16 protein-coding genes are annotated in these 19,694 nt (G+C 45.9%); 11 read left to right on the top strand and 5 right to left on the bottom strand.

Annotated features, from left to right (window positions below; all coding sequences use genetic code 11):
* Positions 1-5: 5 nt before the first annotated feature.
* Entirely contained in the window at positions 6-1,292 is a 1,287-nt protein-coding gene (locus ACZ5XY_RS01545) for an acetyl-CoA C-acetyltransferase (protein WP_464743676.1), read from the bottom strand.
* Between the two features lie 1,233 nt (positions 1,293-2,525).
* Between ACZ5XY_RS01545 and ACZ5XY_RS01540 the strand changes: the two genes are divergently transcribed.
* From ACZ5XY_RS01540 to ACZ5XY_RS01505, 8 genes are all read left to right on the top strand, one after another.
* Positions 2,526-3,926 carry a 3-oxoacyl-ACP reductase gene (locus tag ACZ5XY_RS01540; RefSeq protein WP_464742334.1) on the top strand — a complete coding sequence of 467 codons (1,401 nt, stop codon included), beginning with the start codon at positions 2,526-2,528 and terminating at the stop codon, positions 3,924-3,926.
* A 284-nt stretch (positions 3,927-4,210) separates the two neighbouring features.
* Entirely contained in the window at positions 4,211-5,167 is a 957-nt protein-coding gene (locus ACZ5XY_RS01535; protein ID WP_464742332.1) for a MaoC family dehydratase, read from the top strand.
* A gap of 90 nt (positions 5,168-5,257) precedes the next feature.
* On the top strand, positions 5,258-5,812 hold the full coding sequence (locus tag ACZ5XY_RS01530) for a protein tyrosine phosphatase family protein (protein ID WP_464742330.1): 555 nt from the start codon (positions 5,258-5,260) through the stop codon (positions 5,810-5,812).
* 81 nt (positions 5,813-5,893) lie between these two features.
* Positions 5,894-7,225: a serine hydrolase domain-containing protein gene (locus tag ACZ5XY_RS01525; RefSeq protein WP_464742328.1), complete on the top strand. Its 1,332-nt coding sequence runs from the start codon at positions 5,894-5,896 to the stop codon at positions 7,223-7,225.
* Between the two features lie 239 nt (positions 7,226-7,464).
* On the top strand, positions 7,465-8,715 hold the full coding sequence (locus ACZ5XY_RS01520) for an NAD(P)/FAD-dependent oxidoreductase (protein WP_464742326.1): 1,251 nt from the start codon (positions 7,465-7,467) through the stop codon (positions 8,713-8,715).
* A 90-nt stretch (positions 8,716-8,805) separates the two neighbouring features.
* A complete protein-coding gene (gene cobT / locus ACZ5XY_RS01515) occupies positions 8,806-9,858 on the top strand; it encodes a nicotinate-nucleotide--dimethylbenzimidazole phosphoribosyltransferase (protein ID WP_464742324.1) in 1,053 nt (350 codons plus the stop codon).
* Positions 9,858-10,694: an adenosylcobinamide-GDP ribazoletransferase gene (gene cobS, locus ACZ5XY_RS01510; RefSeq protein ID WP_464742322.1), complete on the top strand. Its 837-nt coding sequence runs from the start codon at positions 9,858-9,860 to the stop codon at positions 10,692-10,694. The genes cobT and cobS overlap by 1 nt, the downstream gene beginning before the upstream one ends.
* A gap of 14 nt (positions 10,695-10,708) precedes the next feature.
* Positions 10,709-11,263, top strand: coding sequence for a histidine phosphatase family protein (locus tag ACZ5XY_RS01505; RefSeq protein ID WP_464742320.1), 555 nt, complete (start codon positions 10,709-10,711; stop codon positions 11,261-11,263).
* 2 nt (positions 11,264-11,265) lie between these two features.
* Here the strand turns inward: ACZ5XY_RS01505 and ACZ5XY_RS01500 are convergent, their stop codons facing one another.
* Together ACZ5XY_RS01500 and ACZ5XY_RS01495 are read right to left on the bottom strand one after the other, a co-directional pair.
* A complete protein-coding gene (locus ACZ5XY_RS01500) occupies positions 11,266-11,616 on the bottom strand; it encodes a DMT family transporter (RefSeq protein ID WP_464742318.1) in 351 nt (116 codons plus the stop codon).
* 58 nt (positions 11,617-11,674) lie between these two features.
* On the bottom strand, positions 11,675-12,817 hold the full coding sequence (locus ACZ5XY_RS01495) for a glycerate kinase (RefSeq protein ID WP_464742316.1): 1,143 nt from the start codon (positions 12,815-12,817) through the stop codon (positions 11,675-11,677).
* Positions 12,818-12,936: 119 nt separating this feature from the next.
* Here ACZ5XY_RS01495 and ACZ5XY_RS01490 point away from each other — a divergent pair, with 119 nt between their 5' ends.
* Positions 12,937-13,884, top strand: coding sequence for a WG repeat-containing protein (locus ACZ5XY_RS01490; RefSeq protein WP_464742314.1), 948 nt, complete (start codon positions 12,937-12,939; stop codon positions 13,882-13,884).
* A gap of 32 nt (positions 13,885-13,916) precedes the next feature.
* Here the strand turns inward: ACZ5XY_RS01490 and ACZ5XY_RS01485 are convergent, their stop codons facing one another.
* The gene (locus ACZ5XY_RS01485) at positions 13,917-15,092 is read right to left on the bottom strand and encodes an MFS transporter (protein ID WP_464742312.1); all 1,176 of its coding nucleotides are present in this window, start codon (positions 15,090-15,092) and stop codon (positions 13,917-13,919) included.
* 8 nt (positions 15,093-15,100) lie between these two features.
* Positions 15,101-16,300, bottom strand: a complete 1,200-nt coding sequence (locus ACZ5XY_RS01480) for an amino acid aminotransferase (RefSeq protein ID WP_464742310.1) — start codon at positions 16,298-16,300, stop codon at positions 15,101-15,103.
* 467 nt (positions 16,301-16,767) lie between these two features.
* On the opposite strand from ACZ5XY_RS01480, the gene ACZ5XY_RS01475 reads away from it, so the two are divergent.
* Positions 16,768-17,883, top strand: coding sequence for an RNA-guided endonuclease InsQ/TnpB family protein (locus ACZ5XY_RS01475; protein ID WP_464742308.1), 1,116 nt, complete (start codon positions 16,768-16,770; stop codon positions 17,881-17,883).
* Positions 17,884-17,998: 115 nt separating this feature from the next.
* Entirely contained in the window at positions 17,999-19,693 is a 1,695-nt protein-coding gene (locus ACZ5XY_RS01470; RefSeq protein WP_464742306.1) for a molybdopterin-dependent oxidoreductase, read from the top strand.
* The last annotated feature ends 1 nt before the right edge of the window (position 19,694 follow it).

Raw genomic sequence — 19,694 nt, 5'->3', positions numbered from 1 at the left:
CAGGCTTATTTTTCTAAAATGCAAGTCACGCCTTGACCGCCTGCCGCGCAAATTGAAATCAGCGCGCGACCTGAGCCTTTTTGGTCGAGAAGTTTTGCCGCGGTTGCTAAAATTCGACCGCCCGTTGCAGCAAAGGGATGCCCTGCGGCAAGTGATGAGCCATTGACGTTCAGCTTATCGCGGTCAATGCTGCCAAGCGGCGCGTCAAGTCCTAAGCGCTGTTTACAAAACGTCTCATCTTCCCAAGCGGCAAGCGTTGACAATACTTGTGAGGCAAAGGCTTCGTGAATTTCATAAAAATCAAAGTCTTGCAACGTCAATCCTGCGCGCTCAAGCATTCTTGGAACGGCGTAAGCAGGCGCCATTAAAAGACCTTCTTTGTCGCCTGATTTACCGATAAAGTCAACGGCAGCGGTTTCTTGATGGGTGATGTAGGCAAGTGGCTTTAACCCGCGCTCTTGGGCCCAATCGTCGTTGGCAAGCAGTACAACGGAGGCGCCATCGGTGAGCGGCGTTGAGTTGGCAGCGGTCATCGTTGGGTTGGCGTTGTCTTTACCAAAGACGGGCTTTAATTTACCCATTTTTTCAAGGGTTGAGTCGGGGCGCAAGTTGTCATCGCGCGTTAAGCCTTTATAAGGGGTGATTAAATCATCAAAAAAGCCGTCTTCATAGGCGCGGGCAAGCTTTTTATGACTGTCAAAGGCAAACTGGTCTTGGTCTTCGCGGCTGATGTTCCATTCAAGCGCGGTGATGGCTTGATGGTCGCCCATGGACAGCCCCGTTCTTGGTTCAACGTTTTGTGGGGTGTCAATCAGCTCTCTTGGGTCTAGGCTAAGCAGGGCTTTTAGGCGGTCTTTGTTATTTTTTGCTGCGCCCAGTTTTAAGATGACTTTACGAAGACCGTCACCGATGGCAATTGGCGCATCCGAGGTGGTATCAACGCCGCCGGTGATTGCCGAGTCGATGATGCCAAGGGCGATTTTATTGGCGGAAGCAAAGGTGGCTTGCATTCCGGTTGCGCAAGCTTGAGCAATGTCATAAGCAGGGGTGTGCGGGTCAAGGGCGGTATTAAGCGCCGACTCGCGGGTTAAGTTCAAATCGCGGCTAAGCTTGAGCACTGCGCCTGCAACCACTTCACCGACTTTTTCATCTTGCAGATTAAAGCGCTCAATCAAGCCGTTAAGCGCCGCGGTGAGCATATCAATGTTACTGGCATCAGCATAAGCGCCATTGGAGCGCGCAAACGGAATTCGGTTACCGCCGATGATGGCAACGCGGTGCTGACCTGAAATGAGTTTGCTTGGCTTTGATTTCGGCTGAGTAGTTGTGGCTTTGTTATTGTCTTGCGACTGCTCAGATTTTTGGTCGCTGCTTTGGTTGTCGTTGTTTTGAGTGTTTTCACTTTTTGACTTGTCTGCTGCGGTGTCATCAGTAGCGTTTTGGACAGAGTCTTGCTTGGCGTCATCTTGCGATGTTGCCGGCTCGTTTTTCTCATCTGCCTTGTCATCGGCTGCTTGCTGCTTGCTGTTTTGATTATTATCTTTGGCAGCAGCATCTTGCAAATTATCTTGAGGTTGGCTGTTTTGAGTTTTGTTATCTTGGCTATCAGAAGCTTTTGACGCAGATGTGTCTTCTTTTTTAGCATTGTTTTTGTCAGCTTTGTCTTTATCCGCGTTGTTTTGCTGATTATTGGCATCAGCTTTAATGCTATCTTGGTCTTTTGCTTCCGTGTTTGCAGTATGAGCGGCGGCTAAATCAGGATTAGCGGCTTCGGCGTCCGCCTGTTTTTCGCGGGCAAGCTCATCGGCAAGGCGCGCCTTTTTAGCGGCGTCGCTTTCATCTTTATCACCGCTTGCGCCTTGATTCACCGGATTGCCATCAGCATCGACGATTTCGGTGGCGCGGGCAAGCTCGGCAATAGAATCAAAATGAGCGTCATCATTTTGGTGGTTGTCTTGAGCATCTTTAACGTCATTATTGTTGTTCTTTGTTGGCTCTGAGCCTTTTAATACGGTAGTTTCAACGATAGGGGTATTTTTTTTATCGCTCATGGTGATGTCCTTAAAAATATTTTATTTAATTATTGCTCTTATGAAAAATATAAAACGGTGAACAAGATAAGACCGAGTTTTCGTCTGGGTAAAATCTTCTCTATCATAATCAAATTTTTTAAGTTTATTGTATATCTTTAGCAAACTTTCGCTTTGATTGATTAACGCTTAAGTGGCAAATAAGCTTTATTGATAACTGTAAATTATCAAACCATTAGCTTTTGATAACCGATTTAAAATAGTTTAGCATGGTTAATTGATTTGCTTGGCAAGCTTTGGGCTTTAAAGCTGACTGATACGGCTAGCCATAATATTTGCCAACAGCACTTTGATGATGGCAAATTTACCAAATCGCAATAAAGTGCGGCGGTGGTATTCTTTATAATTGTTGGCTGTCGTAAAATTGATTGCTGCTTGTCTAGCGAACATGGGCTTTTTTAATAATAACTACCAAATTAGATTAGGAAAAAAATTATGTCAGACCGTTATGGTGATTTTGTTCAGTCCTCAATTGGCAAAAAAGTTGCAAAAAATTTAGGACTACCGCTTCCGGTTGAGCTTGACCGTTTTGAAAGTGGTCAGCGTTTGGTTCGTGGCAGCGTGCTGATTGGTCGGGCAAATGGTGGTGACCAAAGCTTAAGTCAAGCGATAACCGGTGTGTTATCAAAGCTGCAAGCCGAAGTTTTTGCGAATAGCGGTGACAGTATCAAAAGCGCGCTTGATGGCGCAGGGATTCACGCAAAAACGGCGACAGATGATGAGACTAAGTTTAAAGTGCTGATTTTTGACGCCAGCAACGTTGCCAATACCGATGATTTAAAGCAAGTTTACGAGTTTTTTCATAAGGTTGCCCGCCGCGTCCAAATGTCAGGTCGGGTGATTGTGTTGGGACGACCACCTGAGGACTTAGATGATATTGATGCGGCGTTGTCTCAGCGCGCCCTTGAAGGCTTTGTGCGCTCGGTTGGCAAAGAGTTTAAGCGGGGCATCACCGCGCAGCTGATTTATGTTGCTAAAGGTGCGGAACAAAACCTTGATTCAACCTTGCGCTTTTTTACCTCAGCGCGCTCCGCTTATGTTTCCGGTCAAGTGATTCATATTCAAGCAGGACATCATATCGATGTGGATTGGACGCAGCCGCTTCAAGGTAAAACCATGCTCGTTACCGGTGCAAGTCGCGGCATTGGCGAGGCGATTGCTAAAGTATTGGCGCGCGAGGGCGCTCACGTGATTGGTTTGGATGTTGAAGCGCAACAAGACGACTTAAAAAAACTGATGGACGAGCTTAAAGGTACGGCGCTTTTGGTAGATATCACCAGTGATGATGCTGGCACGAAAATTGCCGAAGCGGTTAAAAGTACCGGCGGTCTTGATGCGGTTATCCATAATGCGGGCATCACCCGTGATAAAACCCTTGCCAATATGGATGATCAAAAATGGGATTTGGTGATAAGTATTAACCTTGCCAGCATTGCTAAAATTAATCGCTATTTACTCGACAATAACGTGTTAAATGCTAACGCTCGCATTGTTTGCGTGTCGTCCATTGCAGGGATTGCCGGAAATATGGGGCAGACCAACTACGCAACCTCAAAAGCCGGCGTGATTGGACTGGTAAATGCAACCGCTAAACAGCTTGAAAACAATGACAAAGGCATGACCATCAGCGCGGTTGCCCCCGGATTTATCGAAACGCAAATGACCGCCGCTATTCCGTTTGCCATTCGTGAAGCCGGTCGCCGCATGAACTCATTAAGCCAAGGCGGCTTGCCTATTGATGTTGCCGAAACTATCGCTTGGCTTGCCTCACCGGCATCCGGCGGTCTTAATGGCAACATCGTCCGCGTTTGTGGTCAAAGTTTACTTGGTGCTTAAGCTTTTGATTTTAATATAAAATATATTAAGCTGACATAAGTATTTACCAAAAAATTGTCAAAAGTTACCACAAAGCTGCCCAACGGCGGCTTTTGTGTGTTACAACTTTAAATAACCTAAATAAATGGATAAAAAATAATTGGTTAATATTCACAACTTTTATTGGTTAACTTTGTTAAACTTACGGGTCAAAATTTTTTTGGTTTTTTAACCTTGCGGTTCATTGAAAATAAACGGTCAGTTAAAACACGGATGGCTTATTTAAGCTGGATTTAGGATAGATTATGTCAGACAAACACTATGATGCGCTGCCCAAAGCGCACACCACTTATGCCAATATTATCAAAAGCTTATTGCCGATTGGCGAAGCGCAAGCCGATAAAGATGAGTTGCCACAAGCTACTTATTTTGTAGATACCTTGCATATCGACCAAAGTAACCTTGAGGATTATCGCAAAATTTGCGGCTTTAAAGCTGATGGTAAAGTACCTATCACTTACTTTGCCGTGCTGTCGCAAGCGCTGCAAATGAACATGATGGTCAAAGAGCCGTTTCCCTTTACCATGCTTGGGTTGGTTCACGTTGAAAATAGCGTGACTCAGTACCGCCAAATTGGCGAGCGCGAAACGGTTTCGATGGCGGTGCATTTTGCCAACCTTCGTGACCATGCCCAAGGTCAGCAGTTTGACTTTGTGACCCAAGTTAAATCGCAAGATGATGTGATTTGGGAGGGGGTATCCACCTATTTGGCGCGCGGTAAAAAGCCAACCACAAGCAGTAATAAGCCAAAAAAAGTAACGGTAAAGCCGTTGGTTGATGAAAAAGGCGTTCACGATATTTTTGAAGTTCCTGAAGACATCGGTCGCCGTTATGCTTTTGTTTCAGGCGACTTTAACTTAATTCACTTGCATCCGTTATCAGCAAAAGCGTTTGGCTTTCCAAAAGCGATTGCTCATGGTATGTGGTCAAAGGCAAAATGCTTGGCGCTCATGGGCGAGTTACCGGACGCTTGCACCGCTGGAGTGTCTTTTAAGCTGCCGATTTTTTTACCGTCAGAAGTTGAGCTGATTGGTGAGCCTATTAGTCAGCTTGAAAAAGTCGATGATAAGTGCACCTTTGGACTTTATAATGCCAAAAACGACAAGCCGCATTTGGCAGGTGTGATTAAACTTGTTGATAAAAAAGTTGCAGACGAGCACATTATCGCCGAAAGCGACGATGACCATGATAATAATGACTAAGCGACTAAAATAACAAAGACCGGTTATAATAACTGGTCTTTTTCTTTTTTTTCCTTTCTTTTTTAAATAAATATTAACGTTAAGACGGTTATGACGACTGAAAATCTAAATCTCGACGATGAGTTACCACAAAACTCAACACGTCAAAACGAGCAAGCTGGCGCTAAGTTAAATGCTGATAGCTTTGATAGTGACAATGGGGTGGCGCTTAGTGAGGTGCTAACGCCATACTTTCGACCTGATGAGTTGACCGTGGTTTGCGGTGCGCTTGATGAGGACAAAGTTAAGCATCTTGCTGATGCGGGCATTAAAGTGGTCATTAATCTTCAGCCGGAAGATGAGCTTACATTTGATGAAAAATCGGTCGTTGAAAATAGCGGAATGGCTTATGAATCGCTGCCGATTCGTGATGCGGAGGACTTAAAGCAGCTCAATATTTTGGTGCTTGATGGGATTTTACGCAAGCATCATGGTAAAAAAATCGCCATGCACTGCAAATCTGGCAATCGCGTTGGCGCCGCTGCCGCGCTTCGGGCAGGTTGGCTTCGCGGTCGCAAAATGGATACGGCAATGGAGCGCGGTCGCAGTCATGGCTTAACAGGACTTGAAGATGAAGTTTATAACCGGCTGCTGGTGCCAAGATAGTTCTTCAAAATTGTTATTTAACATAAGTTTTTGTTTTAAGCTTTGGTAATATTTAATTTGCCATAATTTAAGAGTAATTTCATGACCGCACTACCAAATTCTGCCATTCAAGACCGATTACAATCTTTATTAACCCAGTTACAGCTTGATGATGCGCCGGCGGGCGGGGCGGTGGTGGTTTATCAAGATGGCGTTTGTTTGGCAAGCGCGGCGGTAGGATTGGCGCGTCCCGATTTGCCGTGGCAGCCTGATACGTTATCGCTGAATTTTTCGGCGGGAAAGGGGGTTTTAGCAACGCTTATTCACGTGCTCGTATCAAATGGCATTTTGGAGTATGACGCGCCGATTAGCCGTTATTGGTCAGATTTTGGCGTGAATGGCAAAGCAGAAATTACCCTTCGTGAGGTGTTGTCGCATCAAGCCAATTTGTTTGCGATTACCAGCCTTGAGATTGACGCGCCCTCAATGATGGATTGGTCATTGATGCTGCAAAAAGTCGCGGCAATGTCGCTAACCATTCCTGAGCCGATGCCTGATAGCCAATTGCCGTATGCCAGTGCTTACAGCGCGTTAGTTTACGGTTGGGTGCTTGGCGGCGTGATTGAAGCAGCAACCCATCAGCCTTTTCAAGAGATTTTAAAAACCTATTTGACCGAGCCGCTTGGTATCAGTAGCAGCTGCTATTTTGGCGTGCCAAGTGATAAGGTCGACTTTGTCGCTAAACTGCCCAAAGATTTTGCACCAATGGCGGCGGCACAGTCGCCTGCCAAAAAACGCCGAAAGCCGGTGCTCAAAGCTGAAAGTTTAGAGACGCTTGCCACGTTTGAGAGGCTACCAAGTTATCCTTGTTGGCAAGAACTTGCTATTAAAAATGGCATTGCAAGTTTTGATAAACCGCTTAATACGGCGCAAATCAGCCAATTATACTTTAACCAAAGTAAGCTGAATTTAAAAAACTATAAAGCGGCGCTCATTCCAAATGGCGCGGGGATTAATTATTACGCGCCCGATGCGCTGCAATCGGTCATGCCTGCGGTCAATGGCGTTGCCAGTGCCAAAGCCCTTGCCATCATTTATGCGATGCTAGCAAGTGGCGGAACTTGGCAGGATAAAACGCTGATAGATAGCGCGACTTTTGCCAAATTATCAACGCCGCAAGTGGACGGTCAAGATGCAGTCATGCCCACCAACATGACTTGGCGGCTGGGTTATCATCGCTTGTTTCAAGTTTGCAATGATAACGGCAAGCTTGGCTTTGGACATATGGGCTACAATGGCGCATCAGCGTGGTGTGACCCCGAGCGCAATTTATCCTTTGCCTTTGTGCATAATTTTGATGTGACGATGCTGACCGACATTCGCCAATTTGCATTGACTGAGGCGGTAATTGCGATGGTCGATGAGCTGCTTTAAAGGCGATAAGTCATAAGTTTTTAAAAATTTATTCTTATCATAATGATAAGTTTTGTCTTGATATAATTTTATAGCTAAAAATTAGCTTAATCAAAAAAATTAGTTAAGAGAGGTTTATTATTTTTAATATTAGCGTTACTATCACTATTTCTATATCGTAACGCAGCAACAAAAAAGGCGCGGCGTTATTTTTTTGGTAGCTTAATGTCATAAGCTTAAAGTCATAAAAAGGGTCAGATATGCGCTATGATGTGATTGTGGTTGGGGCAGGAATGGTGGGAACGTCCATCGCTTGGCATTTGCAAAAAAATGGTTCAAAGGTACTGCTGCTCGACAAAAAGCTGCCAGGGTCAGAAACGTCGTACGGTAATGCAGGGCTCATTCAGCGTGAGGCGGTGCATACCCATCCTTTTCCGCGCCAGATTTCGGAGATTTTTCGGGTATTGCCCAACCAAGGCACCGACATTCGCTACCGGCTGCCAGCGATTTTTCGATATTCGCAAGCGCTTTTGCAATATTGGAAATATTCAACGCCGCAGTCAATTGCCAAAATCGAAAAAGAATGGCAAACCCTGATTGAGCATTGTACCCGTGAGCATCAAGTCATGATTGAGGCGTCCGGCGCGGATAACTTGATTTCGCGTGATGGTTGGTTGCAATTGCACCGCTCAGAGGAGACGTTAAAAGCCGCAATTGCAGCAGCCGTTCGCGACCAAGAGGTCGGCGTTGAGCATAAAGTGGTTAGCATTGACGAGCTCAAAGCTTTAGAGCCAAATGCCAATTTTGATGATTTTGTTGGCGGAATTCACTGGCTGAACTCGTGGCAAGTTTCTAATCCAAGTGCTTTGGTGAAAGCTTATGCCAAAAATTTTGAGGACATCGGCGGCACATTATTAACGCTTGATGTAACGAGCCTTGAGCAATTTGAGGGCGGCTGGCAAGTCACGACCGACGGCGGTGAACACTTTAACGCCGATGATTTGGTCGTTGCCGCAGGACCTTGGTCAAATCATTTGATTAGGCCGCTAGGCTATGATTTACCACTGTTTCCGATGCGCGGTTATCATCAGCATTTTATTATTAATAATAAAAACTCCATCCATCATAGCATGTTTGATATGGATAAAGGCTTTGTGATGGGACCCTTTCAGCAGGGCATTCGCATCACCACGGGCGCTGAGATGACCTTGATGGACGCGCCGAAAAACTTCGGTCAGCTTGAAACGGTGCTGAAATTTGCGCGCCGGATTTTGCCGCTTGATGAGGCGGTCGAGTCCGAAGCTTGGGCAGGGTCGCGACCTTGTATGCCGGATATGAAGCCAGTGATTGGCGCGGCAAATAAGCATGAGCATTTATGGTTTGCCTTTGGTCACAGTCATCAAGGCTTTACCTTAGGTCCTGTCACGGGGCGAATTATGGAAGAGCTGATTCATAAAAAACCCGTATTGGTTGATGTTAAACCATTTAATGCTGACCGATTTGGTGATTAGTGGTTAATAAAAGGCTACTGTCAAAGTACAACTTCAACTTTGGCAGTGGCTTTTTTGCATGCGTTTTTATTTTACTTTTAGGATGTTCCTTTGACTGCTTTTATTGCCCCAACGGTTGCTGCTATTGATAACCCCAACCTTGCTGCCAAACTGCAACAAAAACTTGATGATAAAACCAAGCCGCAAGGCTCGCTTGGCAGGATTGAAACGCTTGCCTTTCAGCTTGGGATGATTTTGGGCACCACCACGCCAACGATTGTCAATCCCGAAATTTACGTGTTTGCTGCTGACCACGGGTTAACAAAACATGGCATCTCAGCGTTTCCAAGTGCAGTAACGGCGCAAATGGTACAAAACTTTTTAAATGGCGGCGCGGCGATTAACGTTTTGGCGCGGCAGCATCATATTGGCTTAAAAGTCGTTGATGCCGGTGTCAATGCAAGCTTTGCGCCCCATAAAAACTTAATTGATTGCAAAGTCCGAATGGGCAGCCGCGATGCGCTCACTGAGCCTGCAATGACAGCAGCGGAATGCCAAACCGCGCTGAATCAGGGCATGACCATTGCTGAAAATATGAACGGCAATTTGCTTATTGTTGGCGAAATGGGAATTGGGAATACATCGCTTGCAAGTTTGCTGCTGGCAAAATTGGGCAATTTACCGATAGCAACTTGTATCGGTCGCGGAACGGGGCTTGATGATAAGGGTTTAGCAAAAAAACAAGCCATTTTAACCGAAGTGCTAACTCGATATGAGAGTGCCAAATCGCCGTTTGAGATTTTAGCCGCGCTTGGTGGTCTTGAGATTGCGATGATGGCAGGGGCGCTGATAAAAGCCGCAAGCCTGCGTAAAGTCTTGCTCATTGATGGCTTTATTGCAAGCGCCGCGCTGTTAGTTGCGGAGCATCTTGCGCCAAATACGGCTCAATTTGCTATTTTTGCTCATAAATCTGCTGAAGCCGGTCACATTGAAATGCTAAAACTGCTTAATGCCAAACCACTTTTAGAAATGGACTTGCGCTTAGGTGAGGGTAGCGGCGCAGCGCTTGCTTATCCGTTACTGGTTTCAGCTTGCGTGATTATGAATGAGATGGCAAGCTTTAGTGAAGCCGGCGTTAGCGAAAAATCGGTACCGGCTCATTAATGGCAAATCCGCAAAAATCATCGGTCGGGCTTGTCGCTACCTTGCAGCATGAATGGCGGCTTATTTTAATTGCTATTCAGTTTTTAACCCGAATCCCCGTACCAAGTATTTCAAACTATCAGCCCGATTGGCTGCACCAAAGCAGCCGCCATTTTCCGGCGGTAGGGTTGTTGGTTGGCGTGCTTTGCGCGGTTATTTTTTGGCTTGTCAGCTTAATTTTTACGCCATTGATTGCAGCGATAGTCAGTACCGCATTTGGCGTTCGGTTGACGGGTGCATTTCATGAGGATGGTCTTGCTGACATTTGCGATGGTCTTGGCGGCGGCTACACCCGCGAGCGCGCGCTGACCATTATGAAAGACTCAAGGCTTGGTACGTTTGGCGTCTTGGGATTGGGATTAGCCATTTTGTCAAAAATTGTCTTGCTTGCCAGTTTGCCGCCTGTTTTGGCAGTCATCGCTTTAATAATTGCCCACGGCGCATCGCGGCTTTGCTGCATTAGCCTCATCGCGCTGTTGTCTTATGGCGGCGATATTGAGCATGCCCGCGCAAAACCGATGGCGCAATCATTAAGCTTCAAGCAGGCATTGGTAGCGGGCAGCTGGCTTGTGATAGCACTGTTGTTATTAATGCTTATTTTTCCAAAAACGCTGCAAAATATCAGCCTTTTTCAGTGGATTTTAGCCGTCATTCTGGCAATTGCCGCGACCGATTATTTTCGGCGATTGCTCAAACGGCGGCTTGGCGGCTACACCGGTGATGGTCTTGGGGCGACTCAGCAATTAAGCGAGATTGCCATTTATGCAGGATTTGCCGCGACATTTCCATTTAATTAATGGGCAAAAATAAAATGACAACGCTTTATCTTTGGCGACACCCAAAGCCCATTGCCGCGCAACATCGCTGCATTGGTCAGACAGACTTAACCGTTAATCGCCGTAAAATTAAACGCCTTGCCAATCGCATTTCCCGTTTTGTCCGCCGACATCATTTACCAAAAGTGATTTGGGTCAGTCCATTGCAGCGCTCGCGGCAAGTTGGCGCGTGTTTAGCAGCTCGTGGTTTTACTTGTCATATTGATTCGCGATTGATGGAAATTAATTTTGGTGATTGGGATGGCAGGTTTTGGCAAAATATTGATAAAGGGCAAATCGATGCTTGGTGCGCTGATTTTGCAAATTTTGCGCCGGATAATGGCGAAAACTTGACCGAGTTTTTTGCGCGAATTGAAAACCTTATAGCAAGCTTTGATAATGAAAAAAATTTGCCAAAGCTTATCGTTGGTCATTCCGGTTGGATTAGCGCGGCAACGATGATTGCCAATGACCAAGCCGTGCCAACTGATGCCGCAACGTGGTCAAAAGCGGTAAGCTACAATGAACTTCGCGTTCTTGAGATAAAATAAAATCAATGCCCTGCCGTTTTAGAAAATAAATTAATCACCAAAACGCCGCCGACAATCATCACAATGCCGATAATGGCAAACAAATCCAAGCGCTGTTTGAACACAATCAGCCCAATGAGCGCGGTCAACACAATACCCACGCCGCCCCAAATGGCGTAAGCAATGCCAAGCGGAAGGGTTTTGAGCGTTTGGGTCAAAAAATAAAACGAAAAAACATAAAGTATGGCGGTCGCAAGCGTTGGCAGTAGCCGCGTGAACTGCTCGGATTTCATCAAAAACGTCGTTCCGCTGACCTCAAAAACAATGGCAAGCGCCAAAAAGGTATAGCCCACGACGACGGGGTTGCTGCTCATAACGACTCTCAAAAATTTGCATTAAACGAATCATTATATCGCGTAATTGGTAAGCAAGTTAAAAAATCCGGCTACCAAGTTTCAGCGCGGCGGCTAAGTTTTTTGCAGTAAGTTGAATATTGTCAAACGCTGACGCAAAGACGATATCCGGCAAGTCAAGCCGCTGAATACTTGGCAAAATCACCTCAAATGGCAAATCCAAATCATGATTTTGCTGATAAATGCCGTCATCAACGCCGCCGCAGATGGCAATGACGGGCTTATTTTGCGCTTTGGCACAATTGGCAACACCAACCGCGACTTTTCCCATCAGGCTTTGGGCGTCAAGTTTGCCCTCGCCAGTGATGACCAAATCAGCGCGGCTAATATGCTCTGATAGTTGAACGCTGTCCGCGACAATGTCAAATCCCGATTGCAGTTTGGCATTTAAAAAGGTTAACAGCGCAAAGCCAAGACCGCCTGCTGCGCCTGCGCCTTGGGTGTTTTGAAAGTCAGGATAACCGTAATTACGGGTGATGTTAGCAAAGTTGGATAGGCTATTGTCCAAATGAATCACGTCCGCTGCGCTTGCGCCTTTTTGTGGGGCGAAAACTGAACTTGCACCAAGTTGACCGCATAACGGGTTGATGACATCGCTTGCTACCTCAATGGGAATGTCTTTAAGTAAAAAACCGCTCGAATCCATTCGCGCCAAGTTTATTAACGCGCCGCCACCACTTTTTAACAGTTGACCTTTATCATCAAAAAACTTCATTCCAAGCGCTTGCAGCATTCCTGCGCCGCCGTCATTGGTTGCGCTGCCACCAAGTCCGATAATTAAGCGCTCAGCGCCGTTATCAATAGCGGCATTGATTAATTCGCCAACACCAAAGCTTGAGGTGAGCATAGGATTGCGTTCATGACCTGCAAGTAGGGGCAATCCGCAAGCGCTTGCCGTTTCAATCACCGCCGTTTTGTTGGTAAGCATTAAGTAGCGTGCGCGAATCGGTCGCAATAGCGGGTCATGAACTACGGTCTCAATCCAGTTGCCACCAAGTGCAAAGGCAAGCACCTCGCTTGTACCCTCACCACCATCTGCCATCGGCAGCAGAGTAAAGTTGGCAGTTGGGAAAACTGTCCTAAATCCTGATTCAATGGCGCGGCAAACGTCAATGGCGGCAAGGCTTTCTTTAAAGCTGTCGGGGGCGAGGAGAATGTTCATATTTAGCCTTAAGTTTTTAGTATTGACAAATAAACTTTTGCCTATATTTAATGAGCCAATTTGTTATAATAATCAATTCAATTTATGTTGATTAATTTTTCAAAAAGTTAGGAATACTTATGAAACTGCATTTTGCCCCATTATTTGCTGCCATTTTGACCATTGGCTTAACTTCGCAAGCCTTTGCTTATAGTGACGATGACTGCAAACCGCCAAAAACCGGCTTTAGTGAAACGCTTTGTACAAGTGATGCCAATATTTTTGTTGGCATGGATAAAAATTATCAGTCGCAAGCCTTATTAAACAAGCAAGGTAAAGTGATTGCAAGCTTAAAAGGCTTTGATCAGGTTGGAACTTGGGAGCTCAGCGAAGGTTTATTGCCTGTTTCCAAAAATGGCAAAATCGGCTACCTCAATACCCAAGGTAAGCTGGTTGTTCCGACCGTTTATGACAGCGTTGGCGATGAGGATAATAAATACGATGAATCTTGGGCAAATGCAGTCAGTAGCGGTCGTATCACCGTCAAGAAAAACGGTAAATTTGGCGTTATTGACACTAATAACAAAATCATCGTTCCGTTTAATAAATACGCGACAATTGATGGCTTTAAAGATGGTCGGGCGGTTGTATTTTCCGCAAAATCGCAAAAATATGGCGTGATTGACGCTTCAGGAAAAGAAGTTGTTGCGCCGATTTATGACAATGTTTATGGAACCCTTGGCGGCAATGAAGGCTATTCTGAAGGGTTGTTGGCGGTTCAAAAAGGCAAGAAATGGGGCTTTATTACCAAAACTGGCAAAGTTGCTATACCCATAGTTTACGATGAAGTCCGACCTTTTTCTGAAGGATTGGCAGGCGTTCTCAAAGGCAAAAATTGGGGCTTTGTTAATGGCGCTCATAAAGTAGTCATCCCCTTTCGCTATGCTGATGACAACGTTCAACGCCTCGGGGTAAATTATTTAGGGGCGACTTATTTCGTTTTTGATAAAGGCGTTGCCGAAGTCAGCACTAAAAATGGCGAACCGGTTTGTATTAACAAGTCCGGCAAAACGGTCGCTTGTCGCTAGAGGGTTAAAAAATTTTATTAAAAGTTTAAAAATCAGCGCGACCGAAACCCATGTCGGCGTGCTGACCAAACAATCATAAGCGCAGCGGCTGCCAACATCAGCACCGCCCAAGGGAAGGACACCGCGCCAAACTGATTGAGTAATATCGCACCGGTTAAACTGCCGCCACCCACCGCAATATTAAAGATGGTCACAAACATCGATTGCGCCACATCGGTATTTTCGCGAGCTGCATTGGCAAGGGCGGTTTGTAGCATAATTGGCGCGCCACCAAAGGTCACGCCCCAAAGGGCAACCGCGATAAATACGACGGGCTTAACATCACCGAACAAGCCTAAGGCAAGCGCCGCAATCACAAACGTTGCCAAGCTTAGTAGCGTTAACTGCCGTGGATATTTATCAACCAAAAGTCCTGTCAGCCAAATTCCTAATAACGCGGCAACGCCAAACAATAACAGCACAACATCAACGCGCGCTTCAAGTCCTGATAAGGTTAAAAACGGCTCAATATAAGTGTAAAGGGTATTGTGAGCCAAAATCCAAAACAATAGCGTTAATAAAATTGCCCAAATGCCTTTAATTTTAGCCACTTGACTCAACGGTAAGCGCTGACTTGCGGCTTGACCAGCAAAATCAGGAATAAACAACCGAATCCAAAAAAACAGCATCAAAGTTAAGGCGGACATCACCCAAAACACGCCGCGCCAGTCAAATATCCCGCCAAGCCAAGTGCCAAGCGGGACGCCAACGGCAAACGCTATCGGCTGACCGACGCCGGCAATCGCCAAAGCGCGACCTTGCAAGCCATCTTTGACAAGTCTCATCACGTAACCAGGAAATAGCCCCCAAATTACCCCTGCCATCATTCCGGCGGCAAAACGAACCGCGAGAATGATGCCATAATGCGTCGATAGGGCAGTGATGACATTAAACAGCAGCAAGCCGCCAATGGCAACCAGCAAAAGCCGCCGCCGATTCCAGCTTCGCGTTGCCGCAATGAGTGGAATGGCAGCAAGCACCGAGCCAAGCGCATAAAGGGTAATCAGCTGACCTGCCAACGCTTTTGACACGCCAAGCGACGCACTGATTTGCGGCAACAGTCCTGCCGGCATGGTTTCGGTCATAATCACCAAAAACCCAGCAAGGGTAAACGCAAACAGTTGCCAATACGGCAAGGGCGCTGAGGGCTTAGCGGTCAAAGCAGTCATTAGTTAACTTACGCGTTTTGCAAGACTTCAGCCATGGCGTTTGCCACATAATCGATATTGCTATCGTTAAGTCCTGCCACGCACATTCTTGAGTTTGAAATCATATAGATACCAAACTTATCTTGCAGGCGCTGAACTTGAGTTGGCGTAAGCCCTGTGAAGCTAAACATGCCTTTTTGACGGGTTAAATAATCAAAATTGCGACCAGGAACTTTTTCTTCCAACACTGCTTTTAATTGTGAGCGCATTTTTTTGATACGGTCGCGCATGGCGTAAACTTCACCAAGCCACTGCTCATGAAGTGCTTCATCGTTCATCACGATATCGACCACGTGACCGCCGTGTGATGGTGGGCTGCTGTAGATTTGACGAACGGTCAATTGCAATTGGCTAAAGACCAAATTCGCTTCGGCACTGTCTTGGCAAACGACCGACAAGCCGCCAACGCGCTCACCATAAAGCGATAAGTTTTTAGAAAAAGAGTTGCTGATAAATAAGCTTAAGCCTAAATCAACCGCTTTACGAATCGCGTAAGCGTCCTCGTCCATGTCCTCGCCAAAGCCTTGATAGGCAATGTCCATAAACGCGATAAGTTCTTTTTCTTTGATTAAAACAAGCAACTCATCCCACTGCTCATGGGTCAAGTCCATTCCGGTTGGGTTATGGCAGCAAGGGTGCAATAAAACCACGTCATGGGCATTTAACTTGCTAAAAAAGTCTTTCATTTCGTCAAATTTGACGCTGTTAGTTGGTGTGTCGTAGTACGGATACTTGCCAACTTCCATGCCGCTACCGGCAAAAATGCCGATATGGTTGCCCCAAGTTGGGTCGCTTACGTAGCATTTGGCATCTGGATACCACTGATGGATAAATTCGGCACCAACTTTGAGCGCCCCTGAGCCGCCGATGGTGGCGATGGTAGCCACGCGGTCTTCTTTGAGGGCGGCTGAGTCTTTACCAAGCAATAACTGCTGACATGCCAAGCGGTGACCCGGAAGCCCTGCCATTGGCAAATACGGTCTTGGTAAAATTGGGTCAGCAATGCGGCGTTCAGCAGTTTTTACGCACTCAAGAACGTTTAAACCACCAAGCTCATCGTAATAAATGCCGATGCCCAAGTTAACCTTATTTGGGTTCTCATCCGCCACAAAGGTATCGACCAAGCCCAAAATCGGGTCGCCTGCATAATATTCGATATGATTAAACATAAATTTCTCTTATAAATTTCTAAAATTTGATAAAGACGCTATCACTATAAATAAGAATAGCCTCACAGCGCGGTGATGCCAAAAAAAGAGAGATAACTCGTCAAAAGAAAAGTCGCATTAAGGGTTGCGACGTAGTCAGGATAAACCAGTTAAGCGTTAAGCTCAATGCCAATGTAGCTAAATTTAAGGCTTTATTACGGTTTTTGTAGCTATCGGTCTTTCTTTATTTACAAGGGTTGCAAAAAAGCCTAAGGTAAAACGATTGTTTTTAAAATTATTTTTTCAATAAAAATTGAAAAGTTTAAACATTAATGCCTTTTATTCATAGCTTTTTAGTCATAGTTTTTTGTTTATCTAAACTCGCCGTAAAACCATGCCTCTCTAAGCATGGATATCAGGTGACAGCGGTTGACGTTTAAAGCGGCTTTAAGCTTGCTAAGACTCACTAAACCTAGCAAAATCAAACCATGAAAACTCTTAAACTTCGACTTAAAGACAAACACGCACTGCCGCTTACGCAATTAAGCGGTTCAGTTAATTTCGTTTGGAACTATGTCAATGAGTTGAGTTTAAAGCACTTACAAAAAACTGGAAAGTTTTTTAGTGCTTACGATTTAGCCAAATATACCAAAGGTAGCGGCGAGTTTTTAGGATTGCACTCGCAAACCATTCAAGCGATTAGTGAAACCCACGCCAAAAGCCGAAAGCAGTTTAAAAAAGCCAAGCTTCGATGGCGAACCAATAAGCCTAAGACAGGCAAAAAAAGCTTAGGTTGGATTCCGTTTAAAAAGAGTGCCATCAAACACCTCGCCACACGACAAAGCGGTAAAAAGGCGCTTAAATCAACCATTCAGCTGTCACTGGCTAAAGGTCAAAAGCTGATTATTGAATTGTTTGACAGCTACAATCTAAGCTTATATCAAATCAATATTCTTGAGCTGGTTCAAGACGCGAGGGGTAGATGGTACGCCTGTATCACGGTTAAAGCCAAAGCTCAAACTGACGCCAAAGCCCAAAGCGGTAGCGGCAAAGTTGGCATTGATTTAGGACTCAAAGACGCGGCGACTACCTCAAGTGGCGACAAGCTTACTGTCAAACAAACCCTAAAATGGGCTAAAAAACTGGCAATAGCGGGGCGTACCAAGAACAAACAGCGCGTAACCGCCATTCACGCCAAGATTAAAAATACCCGTAAAGACATCATTCATAAATTCACCACCCAATTGGTTAAAGACAATTCGCTGATTGTGGTCGGCGGTATCAAATCAAAATCATTCACTTCTAGGAAAACCAATCTTGCTAAATCGACTTACGATGCAGGTTGGTTTGAGCTTAAACGGCAATTGGACTATAAATGCAAGTATGCAGGTTGCCACTTTGAGATCGTGAATGAGCGTTACACCACCCAAACCTGTTCCAGCTGTCGCCAAATCGGTGACAGTAGCCCTAAGGGGCGTCAGGCGCTTGGAATAAGAAAATGGACTTGTGGGTGCGGTGTCACCAATGACCGCGATATCAACGCGGCAAAGAACATTCTTGCGGTCGGGCTTGACCGTCTAGCAGTAGGAATCCCCTCCCTTTAGGGAGGGGAGGAAGTCAAGGTTTTGCCTATTGCCATTCACCCATTTTAAAAGGTCAGCTTATGCGCCAAATTCCTGTTTATTCGCACCCAGCCTCGTTGCCTCAAGCCGAAAACTGATGGATTATCAATCCTTTTTGCGCGGCAGTGTCAGCGTTTTGCACAGCAATCAGCCCCATGGCGGCTTTGATTGCCCAGGCTGCGCTTGGCCTGACCACAAAACCCATAAAACGCTTGACGTTTGCGAAACCGGCATCAAAGTCTTGGCAAGCGAGACGACAAGTCGAACGGCTGATGCCAAGTTTTTTTATCAAAACAAAGTCAGCCAACTGCAAGACTGGTCAGGCTATGAGCTTGAGCATGCAGGGCGTTTGTCCGAACCGCTTTGTTATGATAGTAAGCAAGACCGCTATTTGCCCATCTCTTGGGAAGATGCCTTTGCAAAAGTGGCGGAAGAACTAAAAAAACTGGCAAATCCTGATGAGGCGCTATTTTACACCTCAGGTCGGGTGACCAATGAGCCGGCGTTTTTATATCAATTGATGGTGCGCTGCTTTGGCACCAACAATTTGCCCGATTGCTCAAATATGTGCCATGAGCCGACCTCGGTGATGCTTGCGCGGCAGCTTGGCGTTGGTAAAGCGACCGTTATTTTAGAGGACTTTGAGCGCGCCAAACTGATTTTAATGTTTGGGCAAAATCCTGCCACCAATCACCCACGAATGCTTGAGATGCTTGCTCATGCTCATAAACAGGGCTGTAAGATTATTTCTATTAATCCCATGCGCGAGCAAGGCTTAAAAGCATTTCGCAACCCGCAAAAGCCCACGCACATGGCGGCGGGAATGAGCGATGAGATGGTCGATAACGTGATTCAAATTCGCGTGGGCGGCGATGTGGCGCTGTTAACTGGAATAGCAAAATGGCTTGTTGAAAACGATAGGATTAACCATGAGTTTATTGATAACGAAACGATGCTTTATCCGGCAACAACCAGCCTTATTTTGCCGTGCCTGAGCCGAACTGAGCGCTACGTAACGGAATACGGCGAGCAGTTTGCCACCATTGAAGATTCGATTTGCCAAATTGTCGCGACCAAAGGTCATTTAAAACCCATTAGCGAGCATTTAAAATCAGAGGCTGAAATCATCGCTGGAATTGCGCTTAAGCTACTTGATAATGCTGAAAAATCAAAAATTGATTGGCAAAAAATGAGTACCGATTTTGATTTTACTCGCGATTATATTGCCCAAGCGATTGAAGGTTTTGAAAACTTTAATGCCAAAATCCGTGAGCACAAGCGCGGCTTTCATTTATACCATCCAGCGCGCCATCGCTCATGGAAAACCCAAAGCGGCAAAGCGCAGTTTGAGCTTCCAACCCATCCGATTACGCTAGTTGCCGACCGCGCCGCCAAAATTGAGCAAACGGTAAATCACGGCTCAGTTTGGCAATTAACCAGCGTCTGCAGCCACGACCAATTTAACACCATGATTTTTGGTTTTGAAGACCGCTATCGGCAGACGCACCAAAGAGACGTGCTGTTTATGCACCCTGACGAGATGGCGCGGATAGGCTTAAATGAGGGCGAGCGCGTCATGGTCACGCGTGAGGACAGTAGCGGAAATATACGAACGCTTGGAGCTTTAGTATTAACCAAAATGGACATCGCGGCAGGGTCGGTTGCCACTTATTATCCAGAATGTAATGATTTAATCGACCTTGACAGTCACGCGCCTGAGTCGCGAACGCCGGCTTATAAGTCAATGACCGTCAGCATCTCGTGCTGTGAAGAACAAGGCGTCAGTGCCTAAT

It is taken from the genome of Psychrobacter sp. GTC18467 (assembly GCF_055397455.1).
This window is presented reverse-complemented; position numbering and strand designations above follow the sequence as displayed.